Annotated in this window: 23 protein-coding genes; 5 read left to right on the top strand and 18 right to left on the bottom strand. The window is 59.1% G+C overall.

Translation table 11 applies throughout. The features are described from left to right. Positions 1-42: 42 nt before the first annotated feature. The gene (locus SK53_RS01360) at positions 43-1,452 is read right to left on the bottom strand and encodes a sensor histidine kinase (protein ID WP_023314574.1); all 1,410 of its coding nucleotides are present in this window, start codon (positions 1,450-1,452) and stop codon (positions 43-45) included. After that, positions 1,439-2,113, bottom strand: a complete 675-nt coding sequence (gene tctD, locus SK53_RS01355) for a transcriptional regulator TctD (RefSeq protein WP_048208318.1) — start codon at positions 2,111-2,113, stop codon at positions 1,439-1,441. Before tctD ends, SK53_RS01360 begins: the two co-directional genes overlap by 14 nt. Before the next feature lie 152 nt (positions 2,114-2,265). Here tctD and SK53_RS01350 point away from each other — a divergent pair, with 152 nt between their 5' ends. From SK53_RS01350 to SK53_RS01340, 3 genes are read left to right on the top strand one after another with little or no spacing between them, the layout of a single operon-like run. Then, on the top strand, positions 2,266-3,246 hold the full coding sequence (locus SK53_RS01350) for a Bug family tripartite tricarboxylate transporter substrate binding protein (protein WP_003859441.1): 981 nt from the start codon (positions 2,266-2,268) through the stop codon (positions 3,244-3,246). An 11-nt stretch (positions 3,247-3,257) separates the two neighbouring features. Further along, positions 3,258-3,689, top strand: a complete 432-nt coding sequence (locus tag SK53_RS01345) for a tripartite tricarboxylate transporter TctB family protein (protein ID WP_003859443.1) — start codon at positions 3,258-3,260, stop codon at positions 3,687-3,689. 11 nt (positions 3,690-3,700) lie between these two features. After that, entirely contained in the window at positions 3,701-5,215 is a 1,515-nt protein-coding gene (locus tag SK53_RS01340) for a tripartite tricarboxylate transporter permease (RefSeq protein WP_003859445.1), read from the top strand. Here SK53_RS01340 and menE read toward each other — a convergent pair whose 3' ends face one another. The 8 genes from menE to SK53_RS01300 all read right to left on the bottom strand — a co-directional run bounded on the left by menE (position 5,216) and on the right by SK53_RS01300 (position 13,127). Then, positions 5,216-6,577, bottom strand: coding sequence for an o-succinylbenzoate--CoA ligase (menE, locus tag SK53_RS01335; protein ID WP_048208315.1), 1,362 nt, complete (start codon positions 6,575-6,577; stop codon positions 5,216-5,218). Beyond that, positions 6,574-7,539 carry an o-succinylbenzoate synthase gene (menC, locus tag SK53_RS01330; protein ID WP_045345842.1) on the bottom strand — a complete coding sequence of 322 codons (966 nt, stop codon included), beginning with the start codon at positions 7,537-7,539 and terminating at the stop codon, positions 6,574-6,576. The genes menE and menC overlap by 4 nt, the downstream gene beginning before the upstream one ends. Continuing rightward, the gene (gene menB, locus SK53_RS01325) at positions 7,539-8,396 is read right to left on the bottom strand and encodes a 1,4-dihydroxy-2-naphthoyl-CoA synthase (RefSeq protein WP_023314580.1); all 858 of its coding nucleotides are present in this window, start codon (positions 8,394-8,396) and stop codon (positions 7,539-7,541) included. Before menB ends, menC begins: the two co-directional genes overlap by 1 nt. Then, the gene (gene menH / locus SK53_RS01320; protein WP_045350228.1) at positions 8,393-9,169 is read right to left on the bottom strand and encodes a 2-succinyl-6-hydroxy-2,4-cyclohexadiene-1-carboxylate synthase; all 777 of its coding nucleotides are present in this window, start codon (positions 9,167-9,169) and stop codon (positions 8,393-8,395) included. The genes menB and menH overlap by 4 nt, the downstream gene beginning before the upstream one ends. Next, positions 9,166-10,836 carry a 2-succinyl-5-enolpyruvyl-6-hydroxy-3-cyclohexene-1-carboxylic-acid synthase gene (gene menD / locus SK53_RS01315; RefSeq protein ID WP_023314582.1) on the bottom strand — a complete coding sequence of 557 codons (1,671 nt, stop codon included), beginning with the start codon at positions 10,834-10,836 and terminating at the stop codon, positions 9,166-9,168. Before menD ends, menH begins: the two co-directional genes overlap by 4 nt. Before the next feature lie 88 nt (positions 10,837-10,924). Then, entirely contained in the window at positions 10,925-12,220 is a 1,296-nt protein-coding gene (menF, locus tag SK53_RS01310) for an isochorismate synthase MenF (protein WP_003859458.1), read from the bottom strand. A gap of 86 nt (positions 12,221-12,306) precedes the next feature. After that, positions 12,307-12,612 (bottom strand): stress response protein ElaB, encoded by a 306-nt coding sequence (elaB, locus tag SK53_RS01305; protein WP_017693006.1) that lies wholly within the window; start codon positions 12,610-12,612, stop codon positions 12,307-12,309. A gap of 50 nt (positions 12,613-12,662) precedes the next feature. Next, positions 12,663-13,127 (bottom strand): GNAT family N-acetyltransferase, encoded by a 465-nt coding sequence (locus SK53_RS01300; RefSeq protein WP_003859462.1) that lies wholly within the window; start codon positions 13,125-13,127, stop codon positions 12,663-12,665. 71 nt (positions 13,128-13,198) lie between these two features. Between SK53_RS01300 and rbn the strand changes: the two genes are divergently transcribed. Continuing rightward, positions 13,199-14,116, top strand: coding sequence for a ribonuclease BN (gene rbn, locus SK53_RS01295; RefSeq protein ID WP_045350226.1), 918 nt, complete (start codon positions 13,199-13,201; stop codon positions 14,114-14,116). A gap of 64 nt (positions 14,117-14,180) precedes the next feature. After that, positions 14,181-15,185: a chemotaxis protein gene (locus SK53_RS01290; RefSeq protein WP_003859465.1), complete on the top strand. Its 1,005-nt coding sequence runs from the start codon at positions 14,181-14,183 to the stop codon at positions 15,183-15,185. A 163-nt stretch (positions 15,186-15,348) separates the two neighbouring features. Here the strand turns inward: SK53_RS01290 and nuoN are convergent, their stop codons facing one another. The 8 genes from nuoN to nuoG all read right to left on the bottom strand — a co-directional run bounded on the left by nuoN (position 15,349) and on the right by nuoG (position 25,375). Beyond that, a complete protein-coding gene (gene nuoN, locus SK53_RS01285) occupies positions 15,349-16,806 on the bottom strand; it encodes an NADH-quinone oxidoreductase subunit NuoN (protein ID WP_003861500.1) in 1,458 nt (485 codons plus the stop codon). 6 nt (positions 16,807-16,812) lie between these two features. Beyond that, positions 16,813-18,342, bottom strand: coding sequence for an NADH-quinone oxidoreductase subunit M (gene nuoM, locus SK53_RS01280; protein ID WP_003861498.1), 1,530 nt, complete (start codon positions 18,340-18,342; stop codon positions 16,813-16,815). Between the two features lie 76 nt (positions 18,343-18,418). Further along, entirely contained in the window at positions 18,419-20,260 is a 1,842-nt protein-coding gene (gene nuoL / locus SK53_RS01275; protein WP_048208313.1) for an NADH-quinone oxidoreductase subunit L, read from the bottom strand. Beyond that, on the bottom strand, positions 20,257-20,559 hold the full coding sequence (gene nuoK, locus SK53_RS01270; RefSeq protein ID WP_003861496.1) for an NADH-quinone oxidoreductase subunit NuoK: 303 nt from the start codon (positions 20,557-20,559) through the stop codon (positions 20,257-20,259). The genes nuoL and nuoK overlap by 4 nt, the downstream gene beginning before the upstream one ends. Beyond that, on the bottom strand, positions 20,556-21,110 hold the full coding sequence (nuoJ, locus tag SK53_RS01265) for an NADH-quinone oxidoreductase subunit J (RefSeq protein ID WP_003861493.1): 555 nt from the start codon (positions 21,108-21,110) through the stop codon (positions 20,556-20,558). Before nuoJ ends, nuoK begins: the two co-directional genes overlap by 4 nt. 10 nt (positions 21,111-21,120) lie before the next feature. Further along, on the bottom strand, positions 21,121-21,663 hold the full coding sequence (gene nuoI / locus SK53_RS01260; RefSeq protein WP_003861491.1) for an NADH-quinone oxidoreductase subunit NuoI: 543 nt from the start codon (positions 21,661-21,663) through the stop codon (positions 21,121-21,123). 14 nt (positions 21,664-21,677) lie between these two features. Then, positions 21,678-22,655, bottom strand: coding sequence for an NADH-quinone oxidoreductase subunit NuoH (nuoH, locus tag SK53_RS01255; RefSeq protein ID WP_048208311.1), 978 nt, complete (start codon positions 22,653-22,655; stop codon positions 21,678-21,680). After that, positions 22,652-25,375 carry an NADH-quinone oxidoreductase subunit NuoG gene (gene nuoG, locus SK53_RS01250; RefSeq protein WP_045894496.1) on the bottom strand — a complete coding sequence of 908 codons (2,724 nt, stop codon included), beginning with the start codon at positions 25,373-25,375 and terminating at the stop codon, positions 22,652-22,654. The genes nuoH and nuoG overlap by 4 nt, the downstream gene beginning before the upstream one ends. Positions 25,376-25,427: the final 52 nt, after the last annotated feature.

Here is a 25,427-nt window from a genome sequence, read left to right as displayed (position 1 = left end):
ACGGCAGGCAATTAGTTTGTAACGATTTGATAATATCGGCATTTATATCAGCATCAGAAAGCGCATTTTCACGCTCAGCCCACCCAGATTTTCACTGGGCATCAGCTGAAGATGGCTGCGGTGCAGGCGGGCAATATCGTTAGCCAGCGCCAGGCCAATGCCGGACCCGGCGGCATCACCCACGTTTTCCAGACGATGAAACGGCAGCATGGCCTGGGAGATCTGGTCTTCAGCAATACCCGGTCCGCTGTCCTCCACGCTCAGCTCAACGGCATCGTTAGCCGTGCGCAGGTACACCGTCACGATGCCCTGCTCCGGCGTGTATTTGATCGCGTTCTCCAGCAGGTTGGCGCAGAGTTCACCCAGCAGCACGTCATCACCCTCAATCATTACCGGTTGCTGTACGCCGTCATAACCGAGATCGATACCCTTGCTGCGCGCCTGCGCCAGCCGGGAAAAGCAGCAGTTTTGCACCACCTGCACCAGATCGACAGGGGCAAACTGTCGCTCCCCCTGCTCTTTTCGCTTCACCGCTGAAAGCTGCAACAGCCTTTCCGTCAGCACGATGGTGTTATCCAGCGTGACGTTCATCGCCCGTAAGCTCTCCTGCCACAGGGCCGGATCGTTACGCGTCAGGGCAACCGATACCTGGGTTTTCAGCACCGCCAGCGGCGTTTTGAGCTGGTGTGAGGCGTCAGCATTAAAGCGCGCCTGTCGCGAAAGCACGCCGCGTAACCTGTCGATATAGCGGTTAAATGCCACAATCAGCAGCCGCGTTTCCGACCAGGGCAGCAGCTCCGGCAGCGGGGCCAGTAGCCCGGGCTCACGGCGCACCATCAGCGAAGAGAGCTGCCGCATCGGGCGCAGCACGCGACGCAGCAGCCACGCGGTCAGGACCAGCGTCAGCAGCACCAGCAGCCCCTGCGACACGAGCGAGGAAAACAGCAGCTGAGTGGCCAGATAGCGACGCGACTGCAACGTTTCGGCGACGTAGATTTCCGCCATGCCGAACACACTCTCCTCGTTAACCGGCTGGAGCAGCTTCGCCACGCGGATCGCCTGCCCGCGATACTCGGTATGATAAAACCACGCCAGCGCCGGATAGTGGGAGGTCCGCGACGTGGAGGGGGGCATATTCGGCAGATCGTCATAGCCGGAGATCGTCCGCCCGTCAGGGTCCACGACCTTGTAGTAGAGGCGATCGTTCATGTTCAGCTCGAAGCTGTCGAGCACGACCCACGGCACGTTCACCTGGAGCTTGCCGTTGTGCACCACCAGCCGCTCTGACACCGTGCGCGCCGAGGATAACAGCGTGCGGTCATAGGCCTGCGTCGCCGCCTGTAGCGCGCTAACGTAGCTGTTAAAGGCTGACAGCCCCCATAACAGCAGCAGCGGCAAACCCAGAAAAAGCAAAAGTTGCAGGTAAAGCGACTGCGGCTTAACCCACTTCATCGCCGCACTCCAGCACGTAGCCCAGCCCCCGGAGGGTGGTGATCCGCACGCCGCTGCCGGTCAGCTTCTTACGCAGGCGGTGAATATAGAGATCGATGCTCTCGGGGCTGACGTCGTCGTTCAGGCTGAATACCTGGTCGAAAAGCTGTTGCCGGGAGACGGGACGGATCCGGCGGTGCATCAGCACCTTCAGCAAAGAGAGTTCGCGCGGCGTGAGGGAAAGGGGTTCATCGCGCAGCAGAAAAAAGCCTTCATCATCGTACTCCAGCTCTCCCAGCCGCTGGCGCTCCTGGGTTCGCCCTTCACTGCGGCGCAGCAGCGCACGCAGGCGGGCATCAAGCTCCTCCAGCTCGAACGGTTTCGGCAGGTAGTCATCCGCCCCGGCATTCAGCCCCTTAACCCTGTCTGCCACGTTGCTGCGGGCGGTAAGAAACAGCACGGGCAACGTCTGCCCGCGCTTTCTCAGCCGATGCACCACCTCCAGCCCGTCGAAACCGGGCATGCCGATATCAAGGATCGCGACGGCATAGTTTTCTCCCTGCAAAAGATGATCGGCCGCCCGTCCATCGTTGACGCAATCCACGGCAAATCCGTTTTGTACCAGCGCTTTTTCCAGCCAGTGAGCCAGCTCACGATTATCTTCCGCGAGTAAGAGACGCATATCACATCCTGTAAAGTTGGTGTCGCAGTGAAAGGGAAATGAAAGGTTATTGTTTTAACAATCACGCAACGGAACCGCTACAAGGTGGTTCACATAATCAGAAAAAAGACACCCGTACCCGTACTCCCGGTTCTCCGGCGTGAGGATAAACGATGAAAAAACAATTACTTTCTACCCTTGCTGCAAGCGTATTGCTGTTGAGTGCCTCTGTCGTCCAGGCGCAGGACGCGCCATCCCGTACCGAATGTATCGCCCCGGCCAAACCCGGCGGCGGCTTCGACCTGACCTGTAAGCTGATTCAGGTCAGCCTGCTAGAGACGAAGGCCATTGAGAAACCGATGCGCGTTACCTACATGCCCGGCGGCGTGGGCGCGGTAGCCTATAACGCCATCGTCGCCCAGCGCCCTGCCGAAGCGGGCACCGTGGTGGCCTTCTCCGGCGGTTCGCTGCTGAATCTGTCACAGGGGAAATTTGGCCGTTATGACGTGGACGACGTGCGCTGGCTCGCCACCGTAGGCACCGATTACGGCATGATCGCCGTGCGCGCGGACTCTCCGTGGAAATCCCTGAAAGATCTGCTGACCGCCATGGAAAAAGATCCGAACAGCGTGGTCATTGGCGCAGGCGCCTCTATCGGCAGCCAGGACTGGATGAAAGCCGCGCTGCTGGCGCAGCAGGCCAAAGTGGATCCGCACAAGATGCGTTACGTGGCCTTTGAAGGCGGCGGCGAGCCGGTGACGGCGCTGATGGGCAATCACGTCCAGGCGGTATCGGGCGATCTCAGCGAAATGGTGCCCTACCTGAGCGGGGATAAGATCCGTGTGCTGGCGGTCTTCTCAGAAAACCGTCTGCCGGGCCAGCTGGCAGACGTCCCAACCGCCAAAGAGCAGGGTTATAACCTGGTCTGGCCGATCATCCGCGGCTTCTTCGTCGGGCCAAAAGTGACCGACGCCGAATACCAGTGGTGGGTGGATACCTTCGCAAAACTTCAGCAAACCGAGGAGTTCAAAAAACAGCGCGATCTGCGCGGGCTGTTTGAGTTCAACCTGAACGGCAAGCAGCTGGACGAGTATGTCAAAAAACAGGTGAATGACTACCGCGAACAGGCGAAAGCCTTTGGCCTGGCGAAATAACCGGAGGCGCTATGAGCGATCGCATTTTTGCCGGGATATGGCTGCTGCTCTGCATTGGCGGCATGTTCGTCGCCTGGCAGATCCACAGCGAATACAGCTATGAACCCGTGGGGCCACGCCCCTTTCCCGTCGGCATTGTCGGCCTGATGCTGCTCTGTTCGGTGGCGCTGCTGCTGCGCCATCCGGATACCGTGGAGTGGCCGCCACGCCGAACGCTGCAACGTCTGCTGGTAATGGTGATTGTCCTGCTGATGTACGCGTGGGGCTTTGAATGGCTCGGCTTCCCGATTGCCACCGCCCTGCTGACGATGGTGATTGGCATACTATTTAACGCCTCGCTGCCTGCGGCGGGGATCTCCGGGGTCGTACTGGGCATTTTACTCTGGTACGCCTTCGACCGCCTGCTGGACGTGACCCTGCCGCTTGGCGCATGGTTTAACTAACGGAGCACGCTATGGATACCTGGATCTATCTCTCTCAGGGGTTCGCGGTAGCGATGACCCCGGAAAACCTGGTGATCGCCCTGATCGGCTGTTTCGTCGGGACCATCGTCGGCCTGCTGCCGGGCCTTGGACCTATCAACGGCGTGGCGATTTTACTGCCGCTGGCCTTTGCGCTGCACCTGCCTGCGGAATCGGCGCTGATCCTGCTGGCGACGGTTTATATCGGCTGCGAATACGGGGGGCGTATTTCCTCGATTCTGCTTAACGTGCCCGGCGATGCCGCCGCCATTATGACCGCGCTGGATGGCTATCCAATGGCGCAGCAGGGACGCGGCGGCGTGGCGCTCTCTATTTCCGCCGTCAGCTCGTTCTTTGGCTCCCTGATCGCCATTGGCGGCATCATCCTCTTCGCCCCGGCGCTGGCCCAGTGGTCGCTGGCGTTTGGTCCGGCCGAGTATTTTGCCCTGATGGTGTTCGCCATCGCCTGTCTCGGCAGCATGATGGCGCAGAATCCGCTGAAGTCGTTTTTGTCTGCGTTGATTGGCCTCAGTCTGGCCACCGTCGGCGTGGATGCCAACACCGGGGTTTATCGTTTTACCTTCGACAGCGTTCATCTCTCCGACGGCGTGCAGTTTATCGTCGTGGTGATTGGTCTGTTCTCTGTCTCAGAAATCTTACTGATGCTGGAACATACCAGCAGCGGGCAGACGCTGGTGCGTAAAACCGGACGTATGCTCTTTAATGCCAAAGAGGGGGCGCAGTGTGTGGGTGCCACCCTGCGTTCGTCGGTGATCGGTTTCTTCGTCGGCATTCTGCCCGGCGCGGGGGCTACTATCGCCAGCGCCATCACCTACATGACCGAGAAAAAGCTGAGCGGTAACAGCGACAGCTTCGGCAAAGGCGATATCCGCGGCGTGGCGGCGCCGGAGGCGGCGAATAACGCCTCGGCCTGCGGCTCGTTTATCCCGATGCTGACCCTCGGCGTGCCGGGCTCCGGCACCACGGCGGTAATGATGGGCGCGCTGACGCTCTATAACATCACCCCGGGTCCGGCGATGTTTACCGAGCAGCCCGATATCGTCTGGGGTTTAATTGCCGCCCTGCTGATCGCCAACGTGATGTTGCTGGTAATGAACATCCCGCTGATCGGCCTGTTCACCCGCATGCTGACCATTCCCCTGTGGTTCCTGGTCCCGGCCATCGCCGCCGTCTCTGCGGTTGGGGTGTACGCGGTGCACAGCACCACCTTCGACCTGGTGTTGATGGTGCTGCTCGGCGTGCTGGGCTACATTCTGCGCAAGATGCACTTCCCGATGTCGCCGCTGATTTTAGGGTTTGTGCTGGGGGAAATGCTGGAGCAGAACCTGCGCCGCGCCCTCTCCATCAGCAACGGCAACATGGGGATCCTGTGGGAGAGCAGCGTAACGAAGATCCTGCTGGCAATGGCGATTATGGTGATTGTCGTGCCGCCGGTGCTGCGCTGGATCCGCCGACGCCAGCACAAACCGCAGCCGGATATCGGCTGATTAGCCCCTCAACAGGGCATTGACCCACTGCTTTAACGCCTGGCGGGAGATTTTAATCCCGCCATTTTTCAGTTCTGACGGCAGCGCCAGCCAGTGTACCGGCTGCTCAAAGCGCGCCAGCCTGCCCTGAACCCACTCCGGCAGCAGCGTGATATCCGTGCCCGGCTCGCATTCCACTACCGCCACCGGACGTTGCCCGTACTCAGCATCATCCAGCGGAACGACAAACGCCTGGCTTACCTGCGGATGCGTGGCGATAACGCGCTCCAGCGCTTCCGGCTGGATCCCTTCTCCGCCGCTGAAAAAGAGATTGTCCATTCGGCCCAGAATGGTCAGGCGTCCGTCATGCCACTCGCCGCGATCGCGGGTGGCGAACCAGCCCTGCGCATTGACCAGCGGCAATAATGCGCCGTCTCGCCAGTAGCCCGCCGCCATGCTTTCCGCCCGGATCCAGACTTCACCGTTTACCACCTGAACGTCTCTGCCCGGCAGCGCGCTGCCCACGTCCGGCGCGCCGTCGGCCTCTTTGGCGCAGACGGTGGAGGCGAACTCGGTCAGACCGTAGCCGCAGAATGTACGGATCCTCTGCTCGCGCGCCTGTTCGGTCAGCGCAACGGGGATTTCCGCCCCGCCGAGCAGCACGGCTTTCAGCGCGACGGGATGGTGTGAATTAAGCAGTCGCCACAGCTGCGTTGGCACCAGCGAGGCGTGGGTACAGCCCTGTAGCGCCTGCTCAAGCGGCTGTTTTTCGCGTACGGTGAGACGGCCTCCGCCCTGTAACCAGCGCCACAAAATCCCCTGACCGGAGACGTGAAACAGCGGCAGAGAGAGCAGCCAGTCGTCGCTTTCGCCGTAAGGCATCAGCGCCAGCACCCCTTTTGCGCTGGCAAGGTGGGCGGCACAGGTGTGCACCGCCGCTTTTGGCAAACCGGTGGAGCCGGAGGTGAGCGTCATTGAGGCCAGTCGTTCTGCCCGCCACGTCACGCCCCCCTGCCCCTCGCCCTCTCTTAATGCCAGCGCGGGCAGACCGTCATACTCACCGTTAAGCACCAGCGCAAAACGCAGGGTCATCTGCGGCAGGAGGACGTCCAGCAGCGGACGGGGAAGCTGAGGGTTCACCGGCAAAATGCGGGCGCCGCACTGAAGCAGAGCCAGCCAGGCCAGCAGGGTCTGCGGGTGGTTGTGGGCGAGCAGCATGACGCCGTCACCGTCAGCAACGCCCTGAGACTGAAAACCGGCTGCCAGACGATCGATACGCTTGCCCAGCTGAGTCCAACTGAGCGTTACATCGTCTAAACGCAGCGCGGGTTTATCGGCACGCCGGGTGCGCCAGTGCCGCCACGGCCAGTCGGTAAAACTCATCGCAATGGCTCCAGCGCCCCGACGTCGAGGCACGGCAAGGTGCTGCCAGGCCACTGGCGAATCAGCTGGGCCTGCATCAGGTTTAGCGTATCGAGACCGGGAACGGTGTCCGGCGTTAACCATGCAGCGATGCGCGCCAGCTGCGTCAGGCCGAGGCTGGATTCGATGGATGAACTGATCACCGCCGTCAGCCCTGCGGCATGGGCCGCAGCAACCTGCTCGCGCACCTTGTCGAGGCTGCCGGTCAGCGTTGGCTTAATCACCACGGCCCTGACGCCCGGCTCGGCGGCAAACGCGAAATCGGCTTCGCGCAGGCTCTCATCCCAGGCGATGGCGATGCCGGTTTCCCGGGCGAAGGCGCGAGAGTCGTCGCGCGTTTTGCACGGCTCTTCGAGAAACGCGATGCGGCTGCGGTACGCCGGGTTGACGTACTTCGCAAACTGCTGCGCCCTGAGCGGTGTCCAGGCGCGGTTGGCGTCCAGGCGCAGGTGCAGATCGGGAATGGCTTCCAGTAACAGATTAACCACCATCCCGTCGCGCACCGCTTCGTACAGGCCGACCTTTATTTTCGCCACCTTCTCGCCAGGCATCGCGGAAAGGAGCGCGAAAAGTTCATCCGGATCGCCAGTACAGAGCGGCGCGGCGCGATAGTTCGCCGCCTCCGGCAAACTGCCGTCCAGCTCTGCCAGCGCGCAGCTGATGCCGAACGCGACGGAAGGAACGTCCGGCAGCGCCGGATCTTCTCCCTCGCGCCAGGCGTGCGTCCAGGCCATCAGCGCGGCCTGCGCCTCGTCGAGCGTTTCCAGGCTAAAGCCCGGAAGCGGGGCGATTTCGCCCCACCCTTCCCGCTCGCCCTGCCGGAGATGCATGAAAAAGCCGTCACGGGTTTTTAACCGCCGTTCACGCAGCACCACGCCCGCGTCCATCGGTATCTGCCAGCGGTAAACCTGCGCGCGACGCATTACGGGTTCCGTTTGTATTTGCTGAAGTCCGGCTGGCGTTTTTCGTTGAACGCGTTGCGCCCTTCCTGACCCTCTTCGGTCATATAGAACAGCATGGTGGCGTTGCCCGCCAGCTCCTGAAGGCCCGCCTGACCGTCACAGTCGGCGTTGAGGGCCGCTTTCAGGCAGCGCAGCGCCATTGGGCTGTTTTGCAGCATTTCGCGACACCAGCGCACGGTCTCTTTTTCCAGATCGGCGATCGGCACCACGGTGTTAACCAGCCCCATATCCAGCGCTTCCTGCGCATTGTACTGACGGCACAGGAACCAGATTTCGCGGGCTTTTTTCTGGCCGACAATGCGCGCCATATAGGACGCGCCCCAGCCGCCGTCGAAAGAGCCGACTTTCGGGCCAGTCTGACCGAAAATGGCATTTTCCGCCGCGATCGTCAGGTCACACATCATGTGCAGCACGTGACCGCCGCCGATGGAATACCCTGCCACCATCGCGACCACCGGTTTTGGACAGGTGCGGATCTGGCGCTGGAAATCCAGCACGTTCAGGTGGTGCGTGCCCGCATCATCCTGGTATCCGCCGTAGTCACCGCGGACTTTCTGATCGCCGCCGGAGCAGAAGGCTTTCTCCCCTTCCCCGGTGAGGATGATGACGCCGACAGTGTCGTCATAGCGGGCATCCGCCAGCGCCTGGATCATCTCTTTTACGGTCAACGGACGAAACGCGTTGCGCACCTGTGGACGGTTGATGGTGATTTTGGCGATACCATCGGCGGATTTGTGGTAACGAATGTCGGTGTAGCCTTCGGAGCAGTCCTGCCATTCAACCGGCGCGTAAAGCATGTGTTCATCAGGATAGATCATAGCGTGTCCTTTGTTCGATAACGCAGTATCTGAGCCAGACTCGCGGCAACAGCTTCCGGGTTGTCCCGGTGGGCGTTGTGTCCGGCGTGAGGGATAGCATGACGCGTGGCGTTAAGTTCAGTGGCGATAGCTGCAAACTTCCCGTCACGTTCGCCATAGAGATAGTCAAAAGAAAAATCACGCGCGATGAGCGCGGGACGTAAATCAGGCTGAACGGCAAGCGAGGTGGCCTCCAGCATCTCTGCCAGCCTCGGGCCGTTGTTCCGGCTGCGCAGCGCGATCAGCGCCCTGCGCTGATCATCCGTAAGTGAGGCAAAGACCGGCTGTTGATACCAGTCGGCAAAGACGGCCTCCAGCGGCTCACTGCGAAACCGTGACGCCCAGCGGCGGTCAGAGATCAGCCGGGCCTGGCGCGCATCGGCGTCTTGCAGGCCCGGGTGTCCACCTTCCACAATCACCCCGTCTAACCCCGCAGGATGCTGGCAGGCATGGAACATCGCAATGCGGCCGCCGAGGGAGTACCCCACGAGCCAGTATCTTAGTATGTTGTAACTAACAAGGGTATGCGAGAGCAATTCACTTACCTCTGCAAACCCCGTCACGCCCGTATCCGCTGAACCACCGTGCCCGGGCAGGTCAATGTAGAGCCGGGGGTAGTCATGCAGCGACGCCCCGACAGCCTGCCACTCGCGACAGTCGCCGGAAAAACCGTGCAGGAAAACCAGCCAGGGGTAGCCTGGATTTCCTGGCTGGGAGACGCCTGCGAGGATCACAGGTGACTCACCTGCGCAAGCAGATGTTGCAGCTTCTGCGCGCCGTCAGCATCGTTTACCACCAGCTCAATGAGCGTCGCGCCAGGCTGCCGCCAGGCGGTGTTCAGCGCCGTCTCCAGCGCGTCCCAGTTTTCCGGGCGATGGTACTTCAGGCTGAACATGGCGGCGGCGTGTTCGAACTGCACGTTTTGCGGCATCAGATAGAAGCGCTCACGCTCGCTTTGCGGCGTCGGCAGCAACGAGAAAATCTGCCCGCCGTTATTGTTCACAATAATCAGCACGAACGGGGCCGACGCCTGACGCAGGAGCGCCAGCGCGTTGAGATCGTAGAGGGCTGAGAGATCCCCCACAATCGCCAGCGTGGATTTCGCGCTGGCCCTCTGTACGCCAGCGGCGGTGGAGATCAGGCCGTCAATGCCGCTCGCGCCCCGGTTGCTGTACACCGGATAACCCGCCGGCAGCTGCGAAAAGGCGTCAATCAGGCGCACCACCAGGCTGTTACCGACAAAAAGTTGTCCCTGCTCGGGAAGATATTTGCGGATACGGTGCGCCAGCCCGGCTTCACTGAACGCCTCGCACTGCGCTTTGGTGAGTTCCCACGCCTGACGTGACAGCGCCGGGATCTCCACCGCCCAGGGTTTGCGTTTTTCCGCCGGATGCAATTCCAGCCAGCTGTTAATATCGCTCACCAGGCGGCGGCCACGATGGTGCGCCGGGTCAAGGCGTCCTTCGAGCGGGTCCACCAGCCAGTACTCTTCAGGCGTACAGGTGGCCTGCCACTGGAGCAGACGCTTCCCCGTCAGGCTCGATCCCAGCTGGACGACAATCTGCGCCTGCGCCAGCTCGGTGACCGCTTTCGCGTTCCCCAGCCAGAGGTCGGCGCAGGGCAGCGGCTGGCCCGTCTGGGAAAGCACGTCACCAATCAGCGGCCAGCCAAGCGTTTGTGCCCACTCCGCCGCAAGCTTACCTTCCGCCGCACTCATCCGCCCGGCTATCACCACGCCGCGCTTCTGACGCCAGAAGAACCAGTCGCGCTGTTTAGCGCTTTCCAGATGCGTCTGCTCGCGCAGCCAGGTTTTTTCGCTCTCCCACCAGTCTCCCAGCTGCTGTTGCCAGACGAGGCCAGTATCGTTCATTTCACCGTACAGCGGCTCGGCAAACGGGCAGTTAATGTGTAGCCCGCCGCTGCGCAGTGCGTTCATGGCGTGGTCGAGGGTTGAGACCAGCCAGCTGGCGGGAATGTCCTGGGTGGGGCGCGGCAACGAGACCGTCTGTGAAGGATGCGAGGCAAAAATGCCAGGCTGACGAATCGCCTGGTTAGCGCCGCAGTCGATAAGTTCCGGGGGACGGTCGGCGGTGAGTAAAATCAGCTTTTCGCCGGTTAATCCCGCTTCTATCAGCGCCGGATAGAGGTTCGCCACCGCCGTGCCGGAGGTGACGATCACCGCCACGGGCGCTTTACTGACTTTCGCCAGCCCGAGCGCCAGATGGCCCAGACCACGCTCATCAAAATGGGTGTGGTGAATAAAAGCCCGGTTTTCCGCGGCAGCAAGGGTGAGCGGCGTGGAGCGAGAGCCCGGGGCAATACACACATGCCTGACACCATGACGGGTCAGGGCTTCAAGGATCACCGCCGCCCAGCGTCGGTTAAAAGAACTTACTGACATGAGATTGTCCAGTATCAAGAATGCGACACAGTATAAATAATAGAAAAAGTCAGAATTTTGATATGAATCGGGATTGCACGAATCAGTATTAATCCCTTAGGAGAAGGGAACGCAGCCCGGCGGCCTTGTTTTCGATCTCCTGCCACTCCTGCTCAGGATCGGAGCCGCTGACGATGCCCGCCCCCGCATAAAGACGCAGCGCAGCGTTGTGAACGCGGGCGGAGCGTAATGCCACACAGAATTCGCTCTGATCGCGCGATAAATAGCCCGCCGAACCGGCGTACCACTCCCGGTCAAACGGCTCGACTTTCGCAATAAATTCTCGGGCCGCCTGTCGCGGCAGCCCGGCCACCGCCGCCGTCGGTTGCAAAATATGCAGACACTGTTCGTCGTCAGGCTGTTTAAGTTCGGTCCAGATACAGCGGCGTAAATGCTGCACCTTGCGCAGACGCAGCACCTGCGCAGGCAGGATCTCCAGCGTCCGGGTATGGTGCTGAAGACGCTGGCAGATATCTTCCACCACCAGCATATTTTCCCGCTGATTTTTATCGTCGTTCATCAGCCAGTCGCCCAGACGCTGGGCCTGCTTATCGTCAGAATGGCTGGCGACGGTGCCTGCCAGCGCTTCAGTGCGCAGCAGCGTGCCGCGTCGCCGCCACAGGCGCTCGGGCGTCGAGCCGAGGAAGGCATTGCTGGCGTCAAAGACCATACAAAAATGATAGCAGTTGAGGTTTAGCGCGCGGCTTGCAGCCATCAGCGCGATGGCGTTCACGGGCTGCTGGCACTGAACGTCTGTAGCACGTGCGAGCACCACTTTCTCAAAATCACCGCGAGCAAGGGTATCCGTCGCCTGACGAATCAACGCCAGCCAGTCCGGTTTTTCCGGATGATGGGTTTCCTGCACAATCTGCACGGACAACGGGCGGATCGGCGCGGCGTCGCGCAGGTTATCGACAAAATTCAGCGCCTCACGGGCATCTTCCCGCAGCGACGTTTCGCTCCACAGTTGCAGACGCAGCGTGGCGACCCCGCCAGACCGTCGCCAGAGAAGGCGCGGTAAAAACAGCTTGCCCTGCGCCGGGTTGAAGGCGTTCAGGCCGCAGATACGGGTGTCATTGGCTACGTCATGGGCATGCAAAAACCGCGAGGCCGAAGCCAGAGAATCAAACTGGGCGAGGCTTCCGAGCGCGGCAAGTTCTTCATCGCCGCTGCGCTGTTGCCAGTAAAACTGAGGATAGCATCGCTGCACACCCAGCCAGGCCAGCGGATCGAAGGCGTCGTTTAACGGGAAAGAGACATCGAAATGGCGTAAACCGGGTATAGCAGGCAATGCTTGCGCAAGCTGAGTGCGCAGGCTTTGCAGCGCGAGGAAAATCGAGTGCACGCGAACCTCTCCCTGTTAAAGCCTTATATTATACGGGGTACTGACGATAAATAGCAGTACCCACGTGTAGGGAGTGGTTTACCGGCTTAACGACGGGCTAACAGCAGACCCAGCACCAGCCCTACGGCCGCACCGACCCCAATGCCCTGCCACGGTTTTTCATGCACATAATCGTCGGCACGATAAACCGCCTGTTTGGCGCGGTAGTAATAATTGTCGGAGGCGTTACTGACGCGGTTTTTCACATCATGCAGCGCCTGCTCGGCGCGGGCTTTGAGCTCAATGTACTTCTGATCGGCAGGATCGCCTGAAGAGCGCAGCACTTCTTCCAGCGTTTCGCTTAGCAGCGTCAGGTCGTCGTCGACTCGGGTATCCCAGGATTGAAATGACATTTTTTTCTCCATGTTAGTACACCAGTCCGGTAACTATAGACAACGTCTTGCTATTGCGCCTGTTTCGCTTCGAGCGCCATGCCGATGTGTGGGATGCCATCTTCGTCGTAAATGTCCGTGACCGGGGTAAAACCAAAATGGCCATAGAATGATTGCAAATGCGCCTGCGCGCCCAGGTATAACGCCTTGTCCGGCCACTGTTTCTGGCATGCGTCCAGCGTTTTTTCCATCAGCTGATAGCCCAGCTTTTCACCGCGCGCGCGGCCACTGATAATGACGCGCCCAATGACGACAGGGTCAAATTCCTCTTCGCTTTTCAGAATCCTCGCATACGCCACCAGCTCGTTATCGCGCCAGCCGAGGATGTGCCGGTTCTCGCCGACCAGGTCATCGCCGTCGATATCCTGATACGGGCAGGTTTGTTCAACCACGAAGACTTCACAGCGCAGTTTGAGCAGGGCGTAGAGTGACTGCACGGTCAGTTCGCTGTGGTGTAGATCTTGCCACTGGATCATGTGTTTCTCCTTCCTGGGGTTCATCACGTTATACTAAACCCCTTCCCATTCGGCAAAGGGCTGATTGCGTTATGGAACTGATTTTTCTGGGTACGTCCGCCGGGGTGCCAACCCGCTCACGAAACGTGACGGCGATTCTGCTGGATCTTAAGCATCCTACCCGCGGTGGGCTGTGGCTGTTTGACTGCGGCGAGGGTACGCAGCATCAGCTGCTGCATACCTCATACCACCCGGGGAAAGTGGATAAAATATTTATCACCCATCTACACGGCGACCATCTGTTTGGCCTGCCGGGCCTGCTGTGTAGCCGTTCGATGGCCGGTAACGCTAACCCGCTGACCATTTATGGCCCCGCGGGTATTCAGGAATTCGTTGAAACCACGCTGCGCCTGAGCGGCTCGTGGACCGATTATCCGCTGGAGGTGTTAGAGATCGGCGAGGGTCTGGTGTTCGATGACGGAGATTACCTGGTGCGCGCTTACCCGCTTAACCATCCGGTGGAATGCTACGGCTATCGCGTTGAGGAGCATGACAAGCCCGGGGCGCTGAACGCCGCCGCGTTGCAGGCCGATGGAGTGAAACCTGGCCCGCTGTTCCAGCGTCTGAAGCACGGCGAGACCGTCACGCTGGAAGACGGGCGCGTCATCAACGGTCAGGATTACCTCGCCCCACCGCAGCCGGGCAAAAAACTGGCTATTTTTGGGGATACCGCCCCCTGCTCTTCGGCGCTCAGGCTTGCCAGAGGTGTAGATGTGATGGTGCATGAGGCGACGCTGGAAGCGGCGATGGAAGAAAAAGCCAACAGCCGGGGGCACAGCTCAACGCGTCAGGCGGCGCAGCTGGCGCGTGAGGCTGGCGTCCGAAAACTGATTGTTACTCACGTCAGCTCACGCTATGACGTCCGCGGCGCTGAAAGCCTGCTGGCAGAGTGCCGGGAAGTATTTCCGGCATGCGAGCTGGCGGAAGATTTTGCTCAGGTCAGCGTTTAGTCCTTCATTTTTCCCTCAGCGTGCCGATAACGATTAAAAGGCCAGCATTTCTCTTGAGGGTAGAATGGATAATTTCCAGAAAGATATTGATGACAGGGCGAACCTGACCCTGTCCAACCGTTTTGAACTGTTGCTGTTCCGTCTTGGCACCTCTCTGAACGAAAATAAATCCGAGCTGTTCGGCATCAACGTGTTCAAATTGCGCGAAATTGTGCCGATGCCGACCTTCACCAAACCGGCGGGAATGAAGTCTCCGCTGATGGGGATGGTGAACATTCGCGACCAGGTGATCCCGGTGATCGATCTGGCCGCCGTCGCCGGCTGCAAGCCAGCCACCGGGCTGAACATCCTGCTGATCACCGAATATGCCCGCAGCGTGCAGGCGTTTGCTGTGGAATCGGTGGAAAACATCATGCGTCTGGACTGGAAGCAGGTGCATGCTGCGGAAACTGCCGTCAGCGGTCGCTACATTACCAGCATTGCCTGCCTGGACGAGAAGACGGATACCAACGATCTGGCGATGGTGCTGGACGTGGAGCAGATCCTGTACGACATCACCCCGGCGAACCACGATCTGCACGCCACCCATCTGGAAACCACCAAATTCAACATCAAGCCTGGCTCTGTCGCGATTGTTGCAGAAGATTCGAAAGTGGCGCGCTCAATGCTGGAGAAGGGATTGCAGGCGATGGAGATCCCGGCCCAGCTGCATATCACCGGCAAAGACGCGTGGGAGAAAATCACTCAGTTGGCCGCGCAGGCTCAGGCTGAGGGCGTCCCCGTTACCGATAAGATTGCCCTGGTATTGACCGACCTCGAAATGCCGGAGATGGACGGCTTTACGCTGACGCGCAAAATCAAAACCGACCCGGTACTGAAAGATATTCCGGTGGTGATCCACTCGTCTCTTTCCGGCAACGCGAACGAAGATCATATTCGCAAAGTGAAGGCGGACGGCTATGTGGCGAAGTTTGAGCTAAATGAGCTATCGTCGGTGATTGAAGAGGTGCTGGACCGCTCGATGAAGAAGATTGAAGGGCCGCTTATAAGCAGGAAGCAGTTAGCTTAGTCGGGTGACGCTTCGCTTACCCGACCTACAAGACCCGTATGCCCTGCAAGCGTAGCGCCCTGGGCATGTTTTACTCTGTGCGGGCTGGTGCCCTCACCCCGGCCCTCTCCCACGGGGAGAGGGAGAAAACAATAAAAAACCCGCCGAGGCGGGTTTTTTGTTTTTACATCAGCGGCATCGCTCGCTGCACGATATCAATCAGCGGCTGCGGATAGATACCGAAGATCAGCACCAGCAGCGCGGAGATTAGCACCACGATACCGCCGGCGCTGTACTGCCAGTTGGACGGCGCATCGCGGTTGAGCTGCTGAGGCGCGCTCAGGTACAGGCTCACGGCAACGCGCAGGTAGTAGTAGAGACCAATCGCGGAGCCGATAACGACACCCGCCGTCAGCCACCACAGACCCGCCTGCACACCGACGGCCAGCACGTAGAACTTACCGATAAAGCCCAGCGTCATCGGGATACCCGCCAGAGAGAGCATCATCACGGTCATTACCGCAGACAGAATCGGACGGTGCCAGAACAATCCACGGTAGGAGAACAGGGAATCTGCATCCGGACCACGGTACGGACTGGACATCAGGCTCACCACGCCGAACGCGCCGAGGCTGCTGAACAGGTAACCGGCCAGATACACACCCACGGTTTCCATCGACATCTCACCGCTTTGCAGCGCAATCAGCGCCACCAGCAGGTAACCCAGATGGGAGATAGAGGAGTAGCCCAGCAGACGCTTGATGTTGGTCTGGCTCAGCGCCATCAGGTTACCGAAGATGATAGAAACGAACGCGATAATGCCCAGCACCACGCGAACCGCTTCGCTATCACCCACCGGGGCGTACAGGAACAGACGCATAACCACGCCGAAGATAGCGATTTTACTCGCCGTCGCCAGGAAGGTAGAGACCGGTGCAGGCGCACCCTGGTAGACGTCTGGCGTCCACAGGTGGAACGGAACCAGAGAGAGTTTAAAGCCAAGGCCAACAATCATCATGCCCAGACCCGCCAGCAGCAGCGGCTCATGCATCATGCCGTCGCCGAGGCTCTTACCGATGGCCAGGAAGGAGAGGTTACCCGTCTGTGCATACAGCAGCGCGATACCGAACAGCAGGAACGACGACGCGGCAGCAGACAGAATGGTGTACTTGATAGCCGCTTCCAGAGAGCGCTTCTGACGGAAGGCGTAACCAATCAGGCCGAACAGCGGCAGTGAGATCAACTCAATACCAAGGAACAGCGCGGCCATGTGGTTCGCGTTCGCCAGCAGAATGCCGCCCAGTGCAGCAATCAGTACCAGCAGGTAAAACTCTTCTTTGTTGTCGTTGTACCCTTCGAGCCACGGGTACGCAAAGGTACAGGTTGCCAGGCTCGCCAGCAGCACCAGACCGGTGTAGAGCATGGCGTAGCCGTCAACGCGCATCAGCGGCGTGACGTCCATCGCTCCCGCCTGGCCAACAAACCAGAGGGAGACTAACGCAGCGTTCAGACCCAGAACGGACAGGGTCGCATTCAGGAAGTGATTGCGTCGCCACGCAATGGAGAGCATCACAACCACCACCGTCAATCCGACGATCAGCAGCGGTAGCAGCGCGATCAGTTGTTGTGGAGTTATTGTCATGGCGAATTACGGCCTTGTAGTAGAAGCAGAATTAACAAACCACTGCTGGATGTTACCCATCGCGGAGTGCGAGGTATCCAGAATCGGCTGCGGATAGAAGCCCAACAGCACCAGCAGTACGACCAGCAGCAGGATGATGAACAGCTCTCGCAGCGACATCCCCGGCAATTCTTGTGCAGCAATTTCACTCTTCGCTTTACCGAAGTAAGCGCGGTGCAGCATCGCCAGCGAGTACACGGAGGCAAACACCAGACCAAAGGTGGAGATGACGGTGATCGTCGGTACCACGTTGAAGCTGCCGAACAGGATCATAAACTCGCCGACGAAGTTACCGGTACCCGGCATACCCAGAGTCGCCACCGCGAAGAACATCGAGAGCGCCGGCAGCCATTTCATTTTGCCCCACAGACCGCCCATCATACGCATGTCGCGGGTATGGAGACGTTCGTACAGCTGACCACACAGGATGAAGAGACCGGCAGCGGACAGGCCGTGCGCAATCATCTGGATCACCGCGCCCTGGTACGCCAGCTGGCTGCCGGTGTAGATGGCAATCAGCACGAAGCCCATGTGGGAAACGGAGGTGTAAGCAATCAGACGTTTGATGTCGTACTGCGTGAAGGCCATCCATGCACCGTAGAAGATACCGATCACGCCCAGCCACATGGCAATCGGCGCGAACTCTGCGGAGGCGTTCGGGAACAGCGGCAGGGAGAAACGCAGCAGACCGTAAGCCGCGGTTTTCAGCAAGATGCCCGCCAGGTCAACGGAACCTGCCGTTGGCGCCTGAGAGTGCGCGTCTGGCAGCCAGCCATGCAGCGGAACCACCGGCATTTTCACCGCGAAGGCGATAAAGAAGCCCAGCATCAGCAGGTATTCCACGCCGTGGGACATCGGGGTCTTCAGCAGGTCTTCGTAGTTGAAGGTCCAGACACCGGTCGCGTTGTAATGCACAAACACCAGCGCCAGGATGGCAATCAACATCACCAGACCACTCGCCTGGGTGTAGATGAAGAACTTGGTGGCCGCCGTGATACGCGTTTTACCGTCGGACGCCTTATGGCCCCACAGCGCGATCAGGAAGTACATCGGCACCAGCATCATCTCCCAGAAGAAGAAGAACAGGAACATGTCGATGGCCAGGAACACGCCGATCACGCCGCCCAGGATCCACATCAGGTTCAGGTGGAAGAAGCCCTGGTATTTTTCGATTTCTCGCCAGGAGCAAAGTACCGCCAGAACGCCGAGCAGACCGGTCAGCACCACCATCAGCAGCGACAGACCGTCAATCGCGAGGTGGATCGTGATACCGAAACGTGGGATCCACGGCAGGATAAACTCAGACTGCCACTGCGGAAGGCCCGCAGACTGGGTCAGTGAGTAGCCACCCTGCAACCACAGTTGCAGGCCAAGCGCGAGCGTCAATCCCATGGTGATCAGCGCGATCCAGCGCGGCATCTTCACGCCAAAGCGTTCGGTCTGCCAGCACAGGAAGCCGCCGATGAAGGGAATTAATATTAGCCAGGGTAGTAACATGGCGATTTACATTCCTTTTTAAGGCCCCCAGCAGGGGCCTGATTTTCAACGAATTCGAATAAAATTCACTTTACGATCAACGCAACACCATCAGCAGCGCCAGTACGACAACCGCACCGATGCTCATGGACGCCACATACCAGCGCAGATAACCGTTCTCGCTGAACAGCAGGCCTTTACCTGCAAAGCGAGAGAGGATCGCCGGGATATTCATCAGGCTGTTCAGTGGATCGCGCTTCAGCAGCCACGCAATGCCCAGGAACGGCTTCACGAAGATCATGTCGTACAGCCAGTCGAAGCCCCACGCGTTGTACCACCAGGTGCCCAGCAGACGGCCCGGCGCGCTGTTGGCAACGGCAGTCACCAGCGTGCGTTTGCCCAGCCACAGCCATGCGGCAATCAGGATGCCCGCTATAGCCACTACGCCGGAGGTGATTTCAAGCGTCAGAACGCGACCGTGCTCAAGCTCGGTTGTTGCCGGCAGTACACCCTGCAACGGTGGCACAATCATCGCGCCAACGAAGGTGGACAGGACCAGCAGCACAATCAGCGGTAGGTGGTGGGTAATCCCCTTCCCTGTGTGAGCGTGAATTTGTTCTTTACCGTGGAAGACGATGAAAATCATACGGAAGGTGTACAGGGAGGTCATGAACGCACCGACCAGACCCGCAACCATCAGATTGATATGACCATTCGCCATGGCGCCCGCAAGGATTTCGTCCTTACTGAAGAAGCCCGCGGTAATCAGCGGCAGTGCCGCCAGCGCCGCGCCGCCCACCAGGAAGCAGACATAGACCAGCGGGATGGACTTACGCAGTCCGCCCATTTTGAAGATGTTCTGCTCGTGGTGGCAGGCCAGGATCACCGAACCGGATGAGAGGAACAGCAGCGCTTTAAAGAACGCGTGCGTCATCAGGTGGAAAATGGCTGCGTCCCACGCCTGAACGCCCAGCGCCAGGAACATGTAACCAATCTGGCTCATGGTGGAGTACGCGAGAACGCGTTTGATGTCGGTCTGCACCAGCGCGGCAAAGCCTGCCAGCACCAGCGTAACCGCACCGACAATACCCACCAGATGCAGAATTTCCGGGGTCATCAGGAACAGGCCATGGGTACGCGCAATCAGGTAGACACCGGCGGTAACCATGGTCGCGGCGTGGATCAGCGCGGAGACAGGGGTTGGACCCGCCATCGCGTCGGCCAGCCATGTCTGCAACGGCAGCTGCGCGGATTTACCCACGGCGCCACCCAGCAGCATCAGCGTTGCCCACCACAGCATGTTGTTGCCTGCTTCGAAGTGCGCCGGCGCCAGTTCCACCATTTCGCGGAAGTTCAGCGTGCCCAGTTCGTTGTAGAGAATGAACAGCGCGAAAGCGAGGAAGACGTCACCCACGCGGGTCACGACGAACGCTTTCATGGCCGCTGCGCCATTCTTCGGATCGGTGTAGTAGAAACCGATCAGCAGGTAAGAGCACAGACCCACGCCTTCCCAGCCCAGATACATCAGCAGCAGGTTATCGGCCAGCACCAGAACCACCATGCTGGCGATAAACAGGTTGGTGTAGGCGAAGAAGCGGGAGTATCCCTCTTCACCGCGCATGTACCAGGAGGCGAACATGTGGATCAGGAAGCCGACGCCGGTGACCACGGAGAGCATGGTCAGAGACAGACCATCCAGCACCAGGTTGAAACCGATGTTGAAGTTACCGACCGACATCCAGTTCCACAGCGGTACGCTGTAGGCCTGACGTCCATTGTTAAAGAAGTCGATACCCGCATACGCTGTGACCAGCGCAGCCAGGCCGATAGAGCCAATGCCCACGGTGGCAGACAGATTCTCAGACCAGCGGCCGCGAGAAAACGCCAGCAGCACGAAGCCAATCAGCGGAAAAATAATGGTTAAGGCAAGCATGTTCATCCACGCAACTCACTTACTGAATCGATGTTCAGGTTCTGGCGGCGACGATGGAGCTGTAGCAACAGCGCCAGGCCAATACTCGCTTCAGCAGCCGCGAGGCTGATGGCGAGAATGTACATCACCTGACCATCGGTCTGGCCCCAGTAGCTGCCGGCGACCACAAAGGCCAGCGCGGAAGCGTTGATCATGATTTCCAGACCGATCAGCATAAACAGCAGATTGCGGCGGATAACCAGACCGGTTAAGCCCAGAACGAATAAAATCGCAGCGAGGATCAGTCCATGTGTTAAGGGGATCATGCGCGTTCCTCCGTTTTTCTTTTCGCGCGGTCGTCAGTGCGGTTGCTCAGCACCTCGCCGACACGCTCTTCGCGGCCAACGTGGAAGGCCACAACCAGACCCGCCAGCAGCAGCATCGAGGCCAACTCAACCGCCAGAACGTACGGACCAAACAGGGTGATACCCACGGCTTTCGCGCTGATTGGCGTCCCGTCGATACCCTGGTCGTTGACGCCCAGAATGGCGTAAACAATCACCGCCAGCATGATGGCCGACAGAATCGCCGGGCCAATCCACACCTGCGGTTTTAACCACTGACGTTCCTGCTCAATTTCAGAGCCGCCCAGGTTGAGCATCATCACCACGAACACGAACAGCACCATGATGGCCCCGGCGTAGACGATGATTTCCAGCGCACCGGCGAAGTGCGCGCCCAGCGCAAAGAACACCCCGGAAATAGCCAGCAGCGAGATGATTAAATACAGCAGCGCATGCACCGGATTGGTGTGCGTGATCACTCGCAGCGTAGCCAGGATGGCGATAAGGCCACAGATATAAAAAGCGAATTCCATTGCCCTCTCCTTACGGTAACAGGCTCTTGACGTCGATAGGCTTAGCTTCGTTCTCTGCTTCGCCTTTATCTTTGCCGTCGATTGCCATACCCGCCATCCGGTAGAAGTTATATTCCGGGTATTTGCCCGGACCGGAAATCAGCAGATCCTCTTTCTCGTACACCAGATCCTGACGCTTGTACTCACCCAGCTCAAAGTCTGGAGTCAGCTGAATCGCCGTGGTTGGGCACGCTTCTTCACACAGACCGCAGAAAATGCAGCGTGAGAAGTTGATGCGGAAGAACTCAGGATACCAGCGGCCGTCTACCGTCTCTGCTTTTTGCAGAGAGATACAGCCCACCGGACACGCTACCGCACACAGGTTACAGGCAACGCAACGCTCGGAACCGTCCGGGTCGCGCGTCAGCACGATACGTCCACGGTAGCGCGGCGGCAGATATACCGGCTCTTCCGGGTACATCCGGGTTTCGCGTTTGGCAAACGCATGCAGGCCGATCATCCAGATACTGCGTACCTGGGTGCCGAAACCTACCAATAATTCTTTTAAGGTCATGATCTCAAAGCCCCTTATGGCTGCTGCCAGAGAATGACAGCCGCCGTTACCAACAAGTTGACGAGCGTCAGCGGCAGGCACACTTTCCAGCCGAAGGACATTACCTGGTCATAACGCGGACGCGGTAACGCTGCGCGAATCAAAATGAACATCATCATGAAGAACGCGGTTTTCAGCGCGAACCAGATGAACGGCGGTAAGAACGGGCCATGCCAGCCACCAAAGAACAGGGTTACCATCAACGCCGAAATGGTGACGATACCGATGTACTCGCCCACGAAGAACAGACCGAACTTCATACCGGAATATTCAATGTGGTAACCGTCGGCCAGTTCCTGTTCGGCTTCTGGCTGGTCAAACGGGTGACGGTGACACACCGCCACGCCCGCGATGGCAAAGGTAATAAACCCAAAGAACTGCGGGATAACGTTCCAGATGTCGGCCTGGTTGTTGACGATGTTGGTCATGTTAAATGAACCGGCCTGCGCCACCACGCCCATCAGGGAGAGACCCAGGAACACTTCGTAGCTCAGCGTCTGCGCGGAAGCACGCATCGCACCCAGCAGCGAGTATTTGTTGTTACTGGACCAGCCTGCGAACAGCACCGCGTAAACCGCGAGGCCTGCCATCATAAGGAAGAACAGAATGCCGATGTTCAGGTCAGCGACCACCCAGGTCGGGCTGACCGGAACGATAGCAAACGCCAGCAGCAGCGAGGTGAAGGCGATCATCGGCGCCAGCGTAAAGATCACGCGGTCCGAGAAGCGCGGAACCCAGTCCTCTTTAAAGAACATCTTGATCATGTCCGCGACCAGCTGGAGTGAACCACCCCAGCCCACGCGGTTCGGTCCGTAACGGTTCTGGAACAGACCGAGCAGACGACGTTCACCAAAGCTCATGAACGCGCCGCAGGTGACCACCACCAGCAGAATCACAACCGCTTTCAGAATGCTCAGCAGGATGTCGATAAGATCCGGCGTTAACCAACTCATGCTTTTGCCTCCTGAAGGTTATCAAGATGCGCACCCGCCAGGACCGGCGCGATGCCAGGCATACCCATCGGCAGACCCACCTGCCCTGCTGACAGGCGTTCAGAAATAATCAGCGGCAGGCTGATTGTCTGGCCGTCGTAGCTAAAGGCAATGTTCGCACCCGCGTTAACGCCAAGCTTCGCGGCATCCGCCGGGTTGAGCTTGATGTACGGCTGCGGCATACGCTGCTGGAATACCGGAGAACGCTGGGACATTTCGTCGCTACCGAACAGATGGTAGTACGGTGCAATACGCCAGTGACCTTCCTGCGCCTGGAAGCTCGCCGGAACGGTGGTGAAGAAGTCCAGACCGGTTTCGGAGGCTTCAATCAGACGCACGCCCGGATCGCCGTGGCGCAGGTGACCGCCCACTTCAGCCTGGAATTTGTTCCATGCCTGCGGGGAGTTCCAGCCCGGTGCCCATGCAAACGGGATTTGCGAACGCGGCGCAGACGGCTGGTTGTTCCCTTCCATCGAGAAGGCGAACATGGTGTCTTTATCCTGCGGCTGACGCGGTTCGTGCACGCTGATGTTGGCGCGCATCGCGGTACGACCGCTGTAGCGGTGCGGCTCACGCGCCAGTTTCTGGCCGCGAATGCGGAAGCTTGCATCCGGCGCGGCATCTTTAATACCCGCCAGCTGAGGCAGTTTCTCAACAACCGCGTCGATAACGTGGTCGAGCTGCGTCCAGTCAACTTCACGGCTCTGCACGGTGCTGTGCAGAGAGTGCAGCCAGCGCCAGCTTTCCAGCATCACGGTGTTGCTGTCGTAGTAGGCCGGGTCATAAACCTGGAAGAAACGCTGGGCGCGACCTTCGTTGTTGATCACCGTCCCGTCGCTTTCTGCGAAGCTTGCCGCAGAGAGAACGAGATGCGCTTTGTCCATGATCGCGGTGCGCTGATGGTCGATAACCATCACCAGCGGCGCTCTGGAGAGCGCGGCGTCAACGCGAGCGGCAGAAGCATGGCGATGCAGGTCATTTTCCAGCACCACAACGGCGTCAGCGGCACCGGATTCCAGTTCGCTTAACGCGTCTTCCAGCGAGCCGCCGCCAATCATACCCAGACCGATGCTGTTCACCGCACGGGCAATCATGGTCACACCAACGTCAGCGCCGCGTCCCTTCAGGGCTTTGGCAACGTTCGCTGCGGCCTGAATGATTTCAGCGCTACCGGCGTTGGTACCGGAAATAATCAGCGGTTTCTTCGCCCCCGCCAGCGCCTGAACAATCACGTCGACCTTGTTTTGCAGGTCGCGATCCAGTTCAACGGCCGGCGAGTTGCTGTCCAGCGCGTGGGCAATGGCAAATCCGAGGCGCGCCTGATCTTCAACCGGCGCGCAGTAGGTCCACGCCGCGATATCGTCCAGACGGGTGTTGTCGACGTTAGTCACAAACAGAGGATGCTTCGCGCGCTGACCGATGTTGAGGATGGCCGCAATCTGCCAGTCAGCCACTTTCTGCGCCGCTGCCATTTCACGTGCTTTGCCTTTCACCGCCTGGCGAACCGCCAGAGCCGCGCGTGCGCCGGTCTGCGTCAGGTCTTCCCCGAGCACCAGAACCGCATCATAGGATTCGATTTCGCGCAGCGCAGGCGTGTGAACACCGCCTTCACGCAGCACTTTCAGCACCAGCTGGAGACGTTCCTGCTCGCCCTGGGCGATACCGGTGTAGAAGTTTTCCGCTCCAACCAGCTCGCGCAGCGCGAAGTTGCTTTCGATGCTGGCACGCGGGGAGCCAATGCCGATCACTTTCTTCGACTGACGCAGAATATCTGCCGCGCCCTGCATCGCCTGCTCAGCGTTGAGGGTAATGACGTCATCGCCACGGCGCTGAACCGGCTGACGCGGACGGTCTTTCAGGTTCACATAGCCATAGCCGAAACGACCGCGGTCGCAGAGGAAGTAGTGGTTAACGGTACCGTTGTAACGGTTTTCGATACGACGCAGTTCGCCGTAACGTTCACCCGGGCTGGTGTTACAGCCGAGGGAGCACTGCTGGCAGATGCTTGGCGCAAACTGCATGTCCCATTTACGGTTGTAACGTTCAGAGTGGGTTTTATCGGTAAACACGCCGGTCGGACAGATTTCTACCAGGTTACCGGAGAATTCACTTTCAAGCGTACCGTCTTCCGGACGACCGAAGTAGACGTTGTCATGCGCGCCATACACGCCCAGATCCTGACCGTCTGCATAATCTTTGTAGTAACGCACGCAGCGGTAGCAGGCGATGCAGCGGTTCATTTCGTGAGAGATGAACGGCCCCAGATCCTGGTTACGGTGGGTACGCTTGGTAAAGCGATAGCGACGGAAGCTGTGACCGGTCATGACGGTCATATCCTGAAGGTGGCAGTTACCGCCCTCCTCACACACCGGACAGTCGTGTGGGTGGTTGGTCATCAACCACTCCACCACGCTTTCACGGAACTGTTTGGCTTCTTCGTCATCAATCGAAATAAAGGTGCCTTCGGCGGCTGGCGTCATACAGGACATCACCAGGCGACCACGCGTGTCTTCCGCGTTTTGATATTGCTTCACCGCACACTGGCGGCAAGCACCGACGCTGCCCAGCGCCGGATGCCAGCAAAAGTACGGAATATCGAGGCCAAGAGACAGACAAGCTTCCAGCAGGTTGTCCGCCCCGTTGACTTCGTATTCTTTGCCGTCTACATGAATCGTAGCCATTAGCATGCTTCCAGTTGGCTCGGCCGAAACCGAGCGTTAATCAAAATTCTGT

This window comes from Enterobacter sp. MGH119 (assembly GCF_001037675.1).
In the GTDB taxonomy this organism is placed as follows: domain Bacteria; phylum Pseudomonadota; class Gammaproteobacteria; order Enterobacterales; family Enterobacteriaceae; genus Enterobacter; species Enterobacter hormaechei_C.
Note: the sequence above shows the minus strand (reverse complement) of the source record. Positions and strands in the feature narration are given on the sequence as shown.

Excerpts from the sequence above, each read along its gene's own strand:
- SK53_RS01345 (WP_003859443.1), top strand. The coding sequence starts at position 3,258 with ATGAGCGATCGCATTTTTGCCGGGATATGGCTGCTGCTCTGCATTGGC.
- nuoL (WP_048208313.1), bottom strand. The coding sequence starts at position 20,260 with ATGAACATGCTTGCCTTAACCATTATTTTTCCGCTGATTGGCTTCGTG.
- nuoK (WP_003861496.1), bottom strand. The coding sequence starts at position 20,559 with ATGATCCCCTTAACACATGGACTGATCCTCGCTGCGATTTTATTCGTT.
- SK53_RS01360 (WP_023314574.1), bottom strand. The coding sequence starts at position 1,452 with ATGAAGTGGGTTAAGCCGCAGTCGCTTTACCTGCAACTTTTGCTTTTT.
- SK53_RS01300 (WP_003859462.1), bottom strand. The coding sequence starts at position 13,127 with ATGATCCAGTGGCAAGATCTACACCACAGCGAACTGACCGTGCAGTCA.
- nuoI (WP_003861491.1), bottom strand. The coding sequence starts at position 21,663 with ATGACCTTAAAAGAATTATTGGTAGGTTTCGGCACCCAGGTACGCAGT.
- nuoH (WP_048208311.1), bottom strand. The coding sequence starts at position 22,655 with ATGAGTTGGTTAACGCCGGATCTTATCGACATCCTGCTGAGCATTCTG.
- menB (WP_023314580.1), bottom strand. The coding sequence starts at position 8,396 with ATGATCTATCCTGATGAACACATGCTTTACGCGCCGGTTGAATGGCAG.
- nuoN (WP_003861500.1), bottom strand. The coding sequence starts at position 16,806 with ATGACAATAACTCCACAACAACTGATCGCGCTGCTACCGCTGCTGATC.
- SK53_RS01340 (WP_003859445.1), top strand. The coding sequence starts at position 3,701 with ATGGATACCTGGATCTATCTCTCTCAGGGGTTCGCGGTAGCGATGACC.
- tctD (WP_048208318.1), bottom strand. The coding sequence starts at position 2,113 with ATGCGTCTCTTACTCGCGGAAGATAATCGTGAGCTGGCTCACTGGCTG.
- nuoG (WP_045894496.1), bottom strand. The coding sequence starts at position 25,375 with ATGGCTACGATTCATGTAGACGGCAAAGAATACGAAGTCAACGGGGCG.
- SK53_RS01290 (WP_003859465.1), top strand. The coding sequence starts at position 14,181 with ATGGATAATTTCCAGAAAGATATTGATGACAGGGCGAACCTGACCCTG.
- SK53_RS01350 (WP_003859441.1), top strand. The coding sequence starts at position 2,266 with ATGAAAAAACAATTACTTTCTACCCTTGCTGCAAGCGTATTGCTGTTG.
- menD (WP_023314582.1), bottom strand. The coding sequence starts at position 10,836 with ATGTCAGTAAGTTCTTTTAACCGACGCTGGGCGGCGGTGATCCTTGAA.
- nuoJ (WP_003861493.1), bottom strand. The coding sequence starts at position 21,110 with ATGGAATTCGCTTTTTATATCTGTGGCCTTATCGCCATCCTGGCTACG.
- rbn (WP_045350226.1), top strand. The coding sequence starts at position 13,199 with ATGGAACTGATTTTTCTGGGTACGTCCGCCGGGGTGCCAACCCGCTCA.
- menE (WP_048208315.1), bottom strand. The coding sequence starts at position 6,577 with ATGAGTTTTACCGACTGGCCGTGGCGGCACTGGCGCACCCGGCGTGCC.
- elaB (WP_017693006.1), bottom strand. The coding sequence starts at position 12,612 with ATGTCATTTCAATCCTGGGATACCCGAGTCGACGACGACCTGACGCTG.
- nuoM (WP_003861498.1), bottom strand. The coding sequence starts at position 18,342 with ATGTTACTACCCTGGCTAATATTAATTCCCTTCATCGGCGGCTTCCTG.
- menC (WP_045345842.1), bottom strand. The coding sequence starts at position 7,539 with ATGCGTCGCGCGCAGGTTTACCGCTGGCAGATACCGATGGACGCGGGC.